The sequence below is a fragment of the Actinoplanes siamensis genome (assembly GCF_016862395.1).
Taxonomy (GTDB): domain Bacteria; phylum Actinomycetota; class Actinomycetes; order Mycobacteriales; family Micromonosporaceae; genus Actinoplanes; species Actinoplanes siamensis.
The window spans coordinates 17,733-28,508 of record NZ_BOMW01000039.1 but is presented as its reverse complement, the minus strand read 5'-3'; the positions used below and the strand labels follow the sequence as shown (position 1 = coordinate 28,508).

Genomic DNA, 10,776 nt, shown 5'->3' with positions numbered 1-10,776 from the left:
TCCGGCCAGCCCGAGTCCGGCCAGCCCGAGTCCGGCCAGCCCGAGTCCGGCCAGCCCGAGTCCGGCCAGCCCGAGTCCGGCCAGCCCGAGCCGTCCGGCCCGAAGCGGGCCCGCGCGAAGCAGGCGGAGGGAAAGCCGGCTCAGGTGAAGCAGTCCCGGGCGAAGGCGGCCGAGGGTAAGGCGACCGGAGGAAAGAAGGCCGAGATCAAGCGGGCCGAGGGGAAGCCGTCCGGGATGAGGCAGGCCGAAGACGGGCCGGCAGTGGTCAATCTGTCCGACCGGCCCTCGATCCACGCGGTCGAGGTCGCCGCCGAGGAGGAACCCTCGACACCGGCCAGGACGGCGGTCAAGCAGGCGGCCAAGCGATCCGACGCGAAACGGACCGCCGACCCGGACCGCCCACTGACCCGAGCCCAGGAGCGTCTGAGCGGAACCACACCAGGCCGCCAGCCCAGCTCGTCCACCGGCCGCAAGATTCCCGCCTCCTGGCTCAAAGCCGCCGAATCGATCGCCTCCCGAGCCAGGGGCAACCCGGCGCCCGCGCAGGCGACACCCGCCGATTCCGCGCCGGCGGTGCCCGCCGATTCCGCGCAGGCGGAGGCTGCCCCCGCCGATTCCGCGCCCGGGACGCCTGCGCAGGCCGCACCGAAGCAGGCCCAGCCCGCCGATCCCGCACCTGAACACGCCACGCCTGAGCACGCCACGCCTGAGCAGGTCACTTCGGAGCAGGCCACGCCGACGGCGCCGCTCGCGCAGGCGGGCCCGGGGGAGCAGGCGGGTGAGCCGGAAACCGCGGCCCGCAAATCCCGCGGCCGAACCGCCACCACCCGGACGACCGCCCAGAAATCCGCGACCCCCAAGTCCTCCACCGCGAAGGACGAACAGGCCAAGACCGATACCAACGTTCCAGGAACCGATGACCAACCGGGAACCGGGGAGAAGCCGGAAATGGGGACAACCCCGACCGGCGAGGATGCAGCCGAGACGGCGGAACCGTCACCGCGCACGCCCAGCTACCGCGAGGAGGCCGCCGAACTCCTGGCCGCCGCCACCGACCGCAAACGCCGCCGCACCACCGGGACCCGCACGACGGCCCGTTCCCGCGCCAAGGAGACACCTGACGAGGACTGACTTGTTTCACCCATCGAGCCCCGGACCTCGCGGGAGCCGCCCGGTCGGGCGGCTCCCGCCGTTCTGCGCGCCGTCCGGGTCGAAAGCCCCCGGCGGAACCAACCGAAGCCACGGTGGTCCGGAAGTGACAACCGCGCGCCGGGATCCGGAACGTACGGCCGGAATTCTCAGTCGCCGGGCCCGGAGTGCGCTCGTCGGGATGGCGCAACACCGAAGGGGCCCCCCGCGCTGCCGACGCGGAGGGCCCCTTTTACCGGGGGAAACGGAGTAACCGAAGGGGGGCTTCGTCCGTTAAGTGCACTTTACCTCGTCAACCGGCCAACAGGGAAGTCGACCCCCTAAAGCGGACAAACAACGCGAAGGTTCGCTGGGGTGACACTCGCGTCGAACAATGGCGCTGGTCGCGGCGTACGCTGTCCGGGTGGCGGATCTTCTGGTGTGGATCGACTGTGAGATGACCGGTCTCGACCTGGGCAAGGACAAGCTCATCGAGGTCGCGGCGCTGGTCACCGATCCCGAACTCAACGTTCTCGGCGAAGGTGTCGACCTGGTCATTCACGCCGACGACGCGGCGCTCGACGCGATGCCGCCGGTGGTGCGCGACATGCACGCGAAGTCCGGGCTGACCGAGGAGGTGCGCCGCTCCGCGCTCACCATGAGCGAGGCCGAGGAGGTCATCCTGGCGTACGTCAAGGAGCATGTCCCCCTTCCGCGGACCGCGCCCCTGTGCGGCAACTCCATCGCGACCGACCGGGGCTTCCTGGCCCGGGACATGCCGGCGCTCGACGCCCACCTGCACTACCGCATGATCGACGTCTCGTCGATCAAGGAGCTGTGCCGCCGGTGGTACCCGCGGGTCTATTTCGGTCAGCCGGCCAAGGGCCTTTCGCACCGCGCGCTCGCCGACATCAAGGAGAGCATCCGCGAGCTGGAGTACTACCGCCGCACGATCTTCGTCCCGCAGCCCGGTCCCGACGTGGACGCGGCCAAGGCGGTCGCCGCCGAGCTCTGACCCGGCCGGCGTAACCCGCTCGACGGCGGCCCCGGGCGTACGGCTATGATTGGTCGGCACCACGGGGAAGGCCTTCTCCGTGCGAGCGGTGATGTGAACATGGTGGTCGTAGCTCAGTTGGTAGAGCACCTGGTTGTGGTCCAGGGGGTCGCGGGTTCGAGTCCCGTCGATCACCCCATGTAACGAAAGGCTCGGTCTTCGGACCGGGCCTTTTCGTACTTCTCAATCATCTTTTCCCGCGTGGCAGCGGTCGTGCAGCCACGCCCCGCCCTCTCGAAATTCTCGGGCGAGCGCGCAACCTTTCCGGCCCCGGGGACCACCGGCGGGGTGATCACCTGACTTCACCGACGACCTGGCGGGCGCGGATGGCTCGGCAAGACCAGATATCCGCCCGGCGAACCCCACGACCGGATCGCCCGCGCACCGGAAGCCCATCCGGCTCAGTTGGCCGAGTCCAAGCCGCTGTCCGCGCAGACCTGCGACATGTCAGCCGCCGCCGCGCTGACCGCCGCCACCGCATCCGGCTCACTCTGCGTGCCGTGTGAGGTCAACGCCTGCTCGTACGCCTCACCCAGGGCCCTCGCCGCGTCCGCGACCGGCGCGTCGGCTGTCTTGCTGGCGGCCAGGATGCCCTGGATCACGCCCGGTTCCATCAGCGACGCGTCCCGCACCGCCACGGCCAGTTGCCGGCAGGTGAGCAGTCCGGGCGGGTTGTCGGCCGCCGGCGCGGAGGCGAGCGGCCTGGGTGCGGGCCACGCGGAGCCGACGGACGCCGAAGGGGGTGTGGACACCACTGACGGTTTGTCGCCGCCGCAGCCGGCGAGCGCGACAACCGTCCCGAGCACGACAAAGCGCGCGGAAACTGACATGCCCTCAAACTAGGGCAGCGATCCCAGAAAAGCGTCCAGCTCCGCCACCATCTCGGCGGCGGTCAGATGCCCGGCCAGCACGTGCACGGTGAGCCCGTCCACCACCGCGTGCAGCCGGCGGCCCGCCGCCCGCCGTCCGGGCTCGTCGAGATCCGGCGTCAGCGCGCCGGAAACCCGTACGCAGAGCTCGAACATGCTGCTGAAGTGCAGCCGCTGGACCCGGGCCAGCGCCGGATCGCCGAGCCCCAGCGCGAGGAAGCCGAACGCGATCGCCGACTCGGTGTGCCGCGCCGGGTCCACCGGCATGGTCTCCAGCAGCGCGCGCCGTGCCACTTCGCGGACCGGCCCGTCCGCGGGCATTTCCGCGATCCGTGCCGTGACCTGCTCGATCACCTGTTCACAGGCGAACGCCAGCAGCTCGTCCCGGGTCGCGAAGTAGTGCCGCAGCGCCCCGGACGACCAGCCCGACTCGGCCGCCACGGTGCGGATCGACACCTCGGCCACCCCGTCCCGGGCGATCACCCGCTGCACGGCGCCGGCGAGTTCGCGGCGGCGCTGGTCATGGTCGACGATCTTCGGCACCCGGCCATCATGGCACGACCGTGTTATAAACGTGAAAACACAGTCGTGCGAAAACGGGGAGGGTCGACGATGGTCGCACTGATCGTCGCGTGTGAGATCGGCTTCTGGGTGTTCCTGCTGGCCGGGCTGGTGGCGCGATATCCGATGCGGCGCCGGCGGGCCGGCGCGGTCCTGTTGCTCGGCGCTCCGCTGCTGGACGTCGTGCTGCTCGCGGCGGCCGCGATCGACCTGCGTCGCGGCGGCGCCGCGGATCTGGCGCACGGCCTGGCCGCCGTCTACCTCGGTGTCACGGTGGCCTTCGGCCACGATCTGGTCCGCTGGGCGGACGTCCGCTTCGCCCACCGGTTCGCCGGCGGCCCGCCGCCGGTCGTGCCGCCGCGGGCCGGCCGGGCCCACGCCGCCCGCGAGCGCCGGCAGTGGTCGCGGCACCTGCTGGCGTACGCCGTGGCCGCCGCCCTGCTCGCCGCCTTCACGCCACTGGCCGGCGGCGTCACCGAGGCGGCCGGGCTCTGGCGGGTGATGGCCCCGTGGACCGTGGTCCTGGTGATCGACTTCATCATCTCGTTCAGCTACACGATCTTCCCGCGAGCGGAGAAGCCGAGCCGGCCGCACGATCTTCCCGGGTCCGGAAACCAGAACGCGGGCCCGGCCACCGAGGACCGAGCCCGCGCCGAGCGGGGATGAGACGAGCGTCAGGACAGGGCGCTGCTCTTCTTGAACTGGTCGTAGCTGATGTTCCAGTCCGTCCAGCCGTTGCCGTTCTTCAGCTTCTCCTCGGTGCCGGACACCGTGATCACGTCACCCATCATGGTCTGCTTGAACAGCCACGCGCCCATCGCCTCGGAGACGTTGACACAGCCGTGGGAGACGTTGTTCCGGCCCTGCTGGCCCTCCGACCACGGGGCGGCGTGGATGAACTGGCCGCTCCAGGTGATCCGCTGGGCGTAGTCGATGTTCGTCTTGTAGCCGTTCTCCGGGTCGGTGTCGGTGGTGTCGAAGACGGTGTGCTCCTTCTTCTCGATCACCACCATGGTGCCGCTGGACGACGGGGTGCCCTTCTTGCCGAGACTGACCGGAAGCGTCTTGACGACCTTGCCGTCCCGCTTGACAGTCATCTGCTTGGTCTTGTTGGAAACCGTCATGATCAGCGAGCGGCCGATCTTCAGGTCGACGGTGAGGTCCGAGCGGCCGTACCACCCGTCACCCATCTTCACGCCCTTGAGCTGCACCTTGTAGAAGACCTTCGAATTGGCCTTCCAGTACGTCTTGGGCCGGAAGTGCACCTCGGTGGAGCTGATCCAGCCCCAGGTGCCCGCCTGCGCGGGGGTGGCGGTGACGGCCATCCGGCGCTCCACCTCGGCCCGGTACTTCTCCGGGATCGCGCGGCCGAACTTGATGATCAGCGGCATGCCGACGCCCACGGTCTGGCCGTCGCCGAGGAAGCTGGTGACGCGCACCAGGTTCGCCGGCTTCGTCATCACCGTGAAGTCGCTGGTGGTCTCGTTGCTCTTGCCCTCGGCCGCCGGGGTGCTGACGGTCACGGTGTACTTGGTGCCCCAGGTCATCGACTGACTCGGGCGCCAGACGCGGGCGTCCTTGTCGACTGTGCCCTTCACCTCGTTGCCCTGGGAGTCGGTCACCTTGACCGTGGTGTTCTCCGGGTCCTCGCTGGTGTACTTCACGTCCGACCAGGCCTCGACGCCGGTCGCCGCCGACTTCGGCGAGGTGACCGCGACGGTGCTCAGCGTCGGCGTGGGCGACGGGGCGGCCGACTCGGCGGTGCCCGCGGCGCTGTCGCCACCGCTGCCGCTGCCGCTCCCGCCCTGCCAGCTCGGCGATTTGTCGCTGCACGCGGCCGTGAACAGCAGGCTGCCCGCCAGCAACGCGACAAACGTCGCGCGCAAGCGGCGGCGGCCGCTGCCGGCCGGCCGGCTCAGCACCGCCGACCGAACTCGATCCATGTCCATGGTCCCCTCACGGCGTCGTTTCTCCCCGGCGCCCATACTGCTCCAAAAACGTCAGTTGACCAATCCCGGATTCGTGCCGCGCACGTCACTCACGCCCGGTCGGCACGGACGGGCGAACACCGACCGGGATGGTCCCCGGGTGCCGTTCAGCCGAGTCCGGCGGGCACCGGCAGAGCACTGCCGGCGGCGAACTTCTCCCAGCTCACGTCCCATGGCGTCCAGCCGTTGCCGTAATCGAGCTCGTCCTCGGTGCCCTTCACCGTGACCGGGTCGCCGACCAGTGTCTTGTTGAACAGCCAGGCCGCGTTCGACGGCGAGACATTGACACATCCGTGGGACACGTTCGCGCGGCCCTGTGACCCGGTGGACCACGGAGCGGAGTGAATGTACTGGCCGCTCCAGGTCAGTCGCTGCGCGTACTGGATATTGGTGCGGTAACCGCTCGCGCCGTCGGTGTCGGTGGTGTCGAAGACGGTCTGCGCCATCTTCTGCATGACCACCATCGTGCCGCTGGACGACGGGGTGCTCTTCTTGCCGAGGCTCACCGGCATCGTCTTGATCACCTTGCCGTCCTGCACCACTGTCATCTTCTTGCTCTTGTTGTCCACCTTCATCTGGAGGTCGCGCCCGATCTTCGAGGTGGCCGAGCGGTCCTTGTCGCCGTAGAACCCCTTGCCGGTGGGCAGGCCGCCGACCGCGATCCGCACGGTGATCTTCGTCCCGGTCTTCCAGTACTGCGGGGCGCGGTAGTACGCCTGGGTGCCGCTCGACGTCCAGGACCAGGTGCCCGGCTGGGACGGCGAGGTGGTGACGAACATCCGCTTCTGCACGGCGGCGCGATCGGCCTTCTTGATGCCCGGGTTGAACTCGACGACGACCGGCATGGCCACGCCGTACGTCTGCTTGTCGAAGAGGTAGAGCCCGGTGCCGGTCCGCCTGCCGGGGGCGCCCATGGTGGTGAAGCTGGTCCTCTGCGTGGTGGTGGAGCCGTCGGCGCCGGTCGCGGTCACCTCGGCGCGATAGGTCTGCTTGATCGCCAGCGGCTTGGCCGGCACCCAGGACGTGCGGTCCTCGCGGAAGTCGCCGGGGACGACCTTGCCCTTCGCGTCGGTGAGCTTGACCGAGGACACCTCGCCGTTGCTCACCTCCAGCCCGATCTCCGTGCTGACCGGCACGTTCTTCTTGCCGGCGGCCGGTGTGACGCTCAGCGTCGCGGGCGCGGCCACGGTGGTGCTCTCCGGGACCGCGGAGGCCCCGGGCGCGGCGGAGGAGCCCGGAGCGGCGCTCGCGACCACGGCCGGGTCGCCGAAGGCGGGCTTCTCGTCGTCGCCGCAGCCGGCCAGCGGCACGGTCACCGCGAGTGCGAGCAGTGCCGCCACAGAGCGGCGGAGGTCAACCATCGTCGGGGCCCCGTTCTTGAGTTCTCGGCGCAGACATACTGACCCATGGAGGCAAATCGCGGGTCCCCCTCCCGGAGGGAACCAGGCGATTTCGAAGATCTTCCGAGGCCGTGCTACGGTTTTTCCCGTAGCCAGGCGCCGCTAGCTCAATTGGCAGAGCAGCTGACTCTTAATCAGCGGGTTGTAGGTTCAAGTCCTACGCGGCGCACCGAACCGGCCGAGGCCACGACACCACACGTGTCGTGGCCTTCGTCGTTCCCGGCCGGGGTTGGGCTGTCGCGTGCCTACCGACGCTGTGATCACCATGGCCGACCTCGAGGCCGTCGCCGCCCGGGTCGGGAGCGCGGAGGGCCGGTCCGCGGCCGTCGCCGAGCTGGTCGCGGCCTCCGATCAAGGCGGGGCGCGAGGAGGAGGAGGGGCGCGAGGGGTTCGAGGCGGTGCGGCCCGAGCTGCTGCGAGATCCGATGGCGCCGGGGTGGCTCGGTGAGGCGCTCGAGGCGTGCGGGTTCGCCGTGCTGGTGCGGCTCCGGCGCGAAGTACGGGGAGTGCTGCGTGCCACGCTCCCGGGACCGACCCTCCCGGGGAAGGGCCGCCTCGTGGGTGTGCTAACGTTCTCCCTCGTTGGCGGGCGCTGCTAGCTCAATTGGCAGAGCAGCGGACTCTTAATCCGCGGGTTGTAGGTTCAAGTCCTACGCGGCGCACAACACCTCGAAGGGCCCCGAGAGATCGGGGCCCTTCGGCGTTTCAGTGGTCGGTCAGGACGCGGTCCAGCGGGTTCAGGCAGACCACCGCCACCCGGCTGCAGTAGTCCTCGCACTCGGCGTCGTGCCGGGCCAGCCAGGCCGCGCCGGCCAGGGTCTCGCCGCACATCGCCGCGGTGTACTGGACCGTCCGGGCGGGCTCACCGCGCCCGTCGATCTCCACGGTGAGGTCTGCTTGCGCCATTGCGGATCACGCTCCCGATCGTCGTAGAATTCCGGCCGCATCGGGCGGGAGGTGGTCCGGCCGCCACCGTTCCGGCCTCCTGCCCGATGTGACTCGTCGCGGAATACGCCTACGGTCGGTAATCAGTTCACCTGACCGGCCACAGTGGCACGTACCGCCGATGAGCAGGGAAGGGGCAACAACGGGAAGATCAACGTATGTTCACTCACGGTGATCGCTTCAAGCCGCTGCGGTGAGGGCGAAGGCCAGCATCCCGGTAGCCGTGAAGTCCAGTGAGGGCTCGTTCGTCGCGGAGACCCGCATGTCGTCCGTGTACTGCGCGTCGTCCCGGTCGAACTCCGCATAGGACCGCCGCGAGCAGAGCGACCCGGGCGCCTCGTCCTCCAGCGACTCGACCCGCCCGGCGGTGTTCGGGCCGTTCACCACGGCCCCGGTCACCGGCGTGCCGGTCAGGGTGCCGATCTGGTCGTGCGGGCAGGCCGGGTAGACGTCCCCGGCGCCGATCACCATGGACAGGCCCCAGCCGTTCGCGCCGAGGGCGACCGCGCGCTGGGCGGAGCCGAACGCCGCGTACTGATCATCTCCGGTCATCCGCTGATAGAGCGCCGCGGTCGCGGCCCAGCCCAGCTGCCGCGCCGCGTAGTCCGCCCCGCCGCTGCCGGACGCCGCGCCCATAGGGTCGGCCGACGCCGCCCGCACCGCCTGATCCAGGCGCCCGCGCAGGTCGGTGGCGAGCGAGCCGACCGGCGCGAGGCGGTACACCTCGGCGTCGGCGAGCGCGTCGACGTCGTACACCGTCAATCCGTCGTCCCCGCCGCCGGTCTCGTCCGCCCAGCGTTGCGCCTGCCCGGTCCATTCGGCGGCGCGCCGGTCGCCGAGCGCCTTCCCGGCCAGCGCCAGCTCGGCGGCGCCCAGCGCCAGGTCGTCGGCGAAGCTCTCCTCCGGGTAGAAGTCCCGCGGCACGGTGGTCACCAGGTCGTCCCCGGCGCTCGTGTCGGCCTGCGCGAACAGCGTCGCTGCGGTTTCCAGCAGCGACCGGGCCCGCGCCTGGTCGGTGCCCGCGTCGAGCTGGGCGCCGAGCGCGAACGCGGCGGCCACCCGGCCGGCCAGGTTCGGACTGATCGGATCGCCGGGCTCGGCGGCCCGGAACACCGGCCGGTAGCGCTGGAAGTAACGCCTGTCGCCGGGCCCGACGTCCAGCTCGTCGTCGTCCTGCGGCAGCCGCCAGGCGTCGTGGTCGCCCAGGTACTCGTCGTTGCCGCCGACGCCGACCTGGGTGTAGAGCACGCCGTCGGTGTACATGCGGGTCAGCCAGTCCAGGCCGTGCCGGATCTCGGCGGCCAGCGTGGCCGGCCGGGACGCGCCGCCGTCGCGCTGCACGAGCTGCATGACGACCAGCGCGTACGCCGTGGTGTGGGTGAACTTGAGGTAGTCGCCGGCGTCGTACCAGCCGCCCTCGGCGTCGATCCGGGCGCCGGTGGCCTCCAGCGGGGCGTCGTCGTGGTCGGGCGTGCGGTAGACGGTGGCCGCCCGGTCGTCCGCGTGCGCCGGGCGCCGCTGCACGTCCACCTGGTCGGCGCCGTCCCGGTGAGACTGGAAGTACCGCACCGAGTCGGCCAGCAGCGGCGCGTACAGCGTGCCGCCGTCGCCGATCCGGAACTGCGGCGACTGTGCGCTGAAACGGTCATCGAGCCGTACCCGATAGGTCCCCGGAGTCCGCAGGTCCGTGAGATCCAGGGGGTTGACCGCGCGATAGCGCGCGTTCCAGGCGCCCCGGCTGGCTCCGGCGATGACCATGAGCACCGGATTGCCGCGCTGGTCCACCACTGTCGCCCGGGCGCCGGCCGCGTCGTCCGGGGCGAGCAGCATCGCGATCTTGGTCTCGCCGGTGGTCCAGCCGACCTGGTCGACCCGGATCCGTGCGGCGGGCAGCGCCGGCTCCGGCGCCGGCCGCGGGGCCGAGCACGAGGTGGTGAGCAGGAGCAGCAGGGTCAGGATCAGGCGGTGCGGGCGGCGCTTCACGAGGCGCAAGCCTCACCGAGTGAACGATCCGGCGAACGTACCGCCTGTCCGCCGAAGATCTGACAGTTCGCTGTGAGCGGCGGCTCGCCGCGACGCCGTATCGTCTCCGCCATGACCTGCGTCCTGCTGATCTCCGGCAGCACCCGGGAGGGCTCGCTGCACACCGCCGCCCTGCGCACCGCGGCCCGGCTCGCGCCGGACGGGGTCGAGGCCCGGATCTACGCCGGGCTGGCCACGCTGCCGGCGTTCGTGCCCGGCGACCCGGCGCCGCCGGAATCGGTCAGCGACCTGCGCCGCCAGGTGGCCGAGGCGGACGCGCTGCTGTTCAGCACCCCGGAGTACGCCGGATCCCTGCCCGGCAGCCTGAAGAACCTGCTGGAGTGGCTGATCGACGGCGGTGTGCTGAACGGCAAGGCGGCGGCCTGGCTGTCGGTGGTCACGCCGGGGCGGGACGAGGGCGCCCGGGCCGGCCTGGAGTCGGTGCTCGGGCACGGCGGCGCGCGTCTGCTGCGGGCCGCCTGCGTGCGGATCCCGCTGGACCTGCGCGCGGTCGACGAACAGGGGCTGGTCACCGATCCACAGCTGCACCGGGCGTTGCAGGACGTGCTGCAGTCGCTGGCCCGCACCCTGGCCGCGCCCCGTCCCGAGCCGTCCTGGCAGGTCCAGTCCAGCCTCTACCCGGTGATCACCAGATCCGACGCGCCGCCCTTCGGCAGCAGGCCCCACGGCAACGGCTTCTAGCCGTACGGGCCCGGGCGTCACCTCCCGCGGGATCGGCGCGGCGGGGTCGCTGGGGAGTGCGGCCGACTCGCGCGGGTATGGAGTGATCCGTTCGAAATGGTGGCCTC

At 70.8% G+C, this 10,776-nt stretch carries 10 protein-coding genes, 3 tRNA genes and 1 pseudogene; 8 read left to right on the top strand and 6 right to left on the bottom strand.

Features of this window, described 5'->3' with window-relative positions; genetic code table 11:
- From Asi03nite_RS21170 to Asi03nite_RS21160, 3 genes and pseudogenes are all read left to right on the top strand, one after another.
- Positions 1–1,131: pseudogene (locus tag Asi03nite_RS21170) on the top strand (hypothetical protein); the annotation flags it as partial.
- A gap of 421 nt (positions 1,132–1,552) precedes the next feature.
- Positions 1,553–2,143, top strand: coding sequence for an oligoribonuclease (gene orn / locus Asi03nite_RS21165; protein ID WP_444978646.1), 591 nt, complete (start codon positions 1,553–1,555; stop codon positions 2,141–2,143).
- 102 nt (positions 2,144–2,245) lie between these two features.
- Positions 2,246–2,321 (top strand) — tRNA-His (locus Asi03nite_RS21160).
- Between the two features lie 262 nt (positions 2,322–2,583).
- Here the strand turns inward: Asi03nite_RS21160 and Asi03nite_RS21155 are convergent.
- Positions 2,584–3,012 carry a hypothetical protein gene (locus tag Asi03nite_RS21155; RefSeq protein ID WP_203682160.1) on the bottom strand — a complete coding sequence of 143 codons (429 nt, stop codon included), beginning with the start codon at positions 3,010–3,012 and terminating at the stop codon, positions 2,584–2,586.
- 9 nt (positions 3,013–3,021) lie between these two features.
- A complete protein-coding gene (locus tag Asi03nite_RS21150) occupies positions 3,022–3,594 on the bottom strand; it encodes a TetR/AcrR family transcriptional regulator (RefSeq protein ID WP_203682159.1) in 573 nt (190 codons plus the stop codon).
- Positions 3,595–3,663: 69 nt separating this feature from the next.
- Between Asi03nite_RS21150 and Asi03nite_RS21145 the strand changes: the two genes are divergently transcribed.
- On the top strand, positions 3,664–4,278 hold the full coding sequence (locus Asi03nite_RS21145) for a hypothetical protein (protein WP_239102820.1): 615 nt from the start codon (positions 3,664–3,666) through the stop codon (positions 4,276–4,278).
- An 8-nt stretch (positions 4,279–4,286) separates the two neighbouring features.
- Here the strand turns inward: Asi03nite_RS21145 and Asi03nite_RS21140 are convergent, their stop codons facing one another.
- Complete coding sequence (locus Asi03nite_RS21140; protein ID WP_239102819.1) at positions 4,287–5,555, bottom strand: L,D-transpeptidase; 1,269 nt, start codon at positions 5,553–5,555, stop codon at positions 4,287–4,289.
- A gap of 152 nt (positions 5,556–5,707) precedes the next feature.
- Entirely contained in the window at positions 5,708–6,961 is a 1,254-nt protein-coding gene (locus Asi03nite_RS21135; protein WP_203682158.1) for a L,D-transpeptidase, read from the bottom strand.
- Positions 6,962–7,096: 135 nt separating this feature from the next.
- On the opposite strand from Asi03nite_RS21135, the gene Asi03nite_RS21130 reads away from it, so the two are divergent.
- The 3 genes from Asi03nite_RS21130 to Asi03nite_RS21120 all read left to right on the top strand — a co-directional run bounded on the left by Asi03nite_RS21130 (position 7,097) and on the right by Asi03nite_RS21120 (position 7,662).
- A tRNA-Lys gene (locus Asi03nite_RS21130) sits at positions 7,097–7,169 on the top strand.
- A 29-nt stretch (positions 7,170–7,198) separates the two neighbouring features.
- Positions 7,199–7,570: an SEC-C metal-binding domain-containing protein gene (locus Asi03nite_RS38945; RefSeq protein WP_373872146.1), complete on the top strand. Its 372-nt coding sequence runs from the start codon at positions 7,199–7,201 to the stop codon at positions 7,568–7,570.
- A 19-nt stretch (positions 7,571–7,589) separates the two neighbouring features.
- A tRNA-Lys gene (locus tag Asi03nite_RS21120) sits at positions 7,590–7,662 on the top strand.
- A 43-nt stretch (positions 7,663–7,705) separates the two neighbouring features.
- Here the strand turns inward: Asi03nite_RS21120 and Asi03nite_RS21115 are convergent.
- Together Asi03nite_RS21115 and Asi03nite_RS21110 are read right to left on the bottom strand one after the other, a co-directional pair.
- A complete protein-coding gene (locus tag Asi03nite_RS21115; protein WP_203682156.1) occupies positions 7,706–7,906 on the bottom strand; it encodes a hypothetical protein in 201 nt (66 codons plus the stop codon).
- A 219-nt stretch (positions 7,907–8,125) separates the two neighbouring features.
- The gene (locus tag Asi03nite_RS21110; protein ID WP_239102821.1) at positions 8,126–9,928 is read right to left on the bottom strand and encodes a glycoside hydrolase family 9 protein; all 1,803 of its coding nucleotides are present in this window, start codon (positions 9,926–9,928) and stop codon (positions 8,126–8,128) included.
- A gap of 111 nt (positions 9,929–10,039) precedes the next feature.
- Between Asi03nite_RS21110 and Asi03nite_RS21105 the strand changes: the two genes are divergently transcribed.
- Entirely contained in the window at positions 10,040–10,669 is a 630-nt protein-coding gene (locus Asi03nite_RS21105; RefSeq protein ID WP_203682154.1) for an NADPH-dependent FMN reductase, read from the top strand.
- Positions 10,670–10,776 lie beyond the last annotated feature (107 nt).

Excerpts from the sequence above, each read along its gene's own strand:
- Asi03nite_RS21155 (WP_203682160.1), bottom strand. The coding sequence starts at position 3,012 with ATGTCAGTTTCCGCGCGCTTTGTCGTGCTCGGGACGGTTGTCGCGCTC.
- Asi03nite_RS21145 (WP_239102820.1), top strand. The coding sequence starts at position 3,664 with ATGGTCGCACTGATCGTCGCGTGTGAGATCGGCTTCTGGGTGTTCCTG.
- Asi03nite_RS21140 (WP_239102819.1), bottom strand. The coding sequence starts at position 5,555 with ATGGATCGAGTTCGGTCGGCGGTGCTGAGCCGGCCGGCCGGCAGCGGC.
- Asi03nite_RS21135 (WP_203682158.1), bottom strand. The coding sequence starts at position 6,961 with ATGGTTGACCTCCGCCGCTCTGTGGCGGCACTGCTCGCACTCGCGGTG.
- Asi03nite_RS21115 (WP_203682156.1), bottom strand. The coding sequence starts at position 7,906 with ATGGCGCAAGCAGACCTCACCGTGGAGATCGACGGGCGCGGTGAGCCC.
- Asi03nite_RS21105 (WP_203682154.1), top strand. The coding sequence starts at position 10,040 with ATGACCTGCGTCCTGCTGATCTCCGGCAGCACCCGGGAGGGCTCGCTG.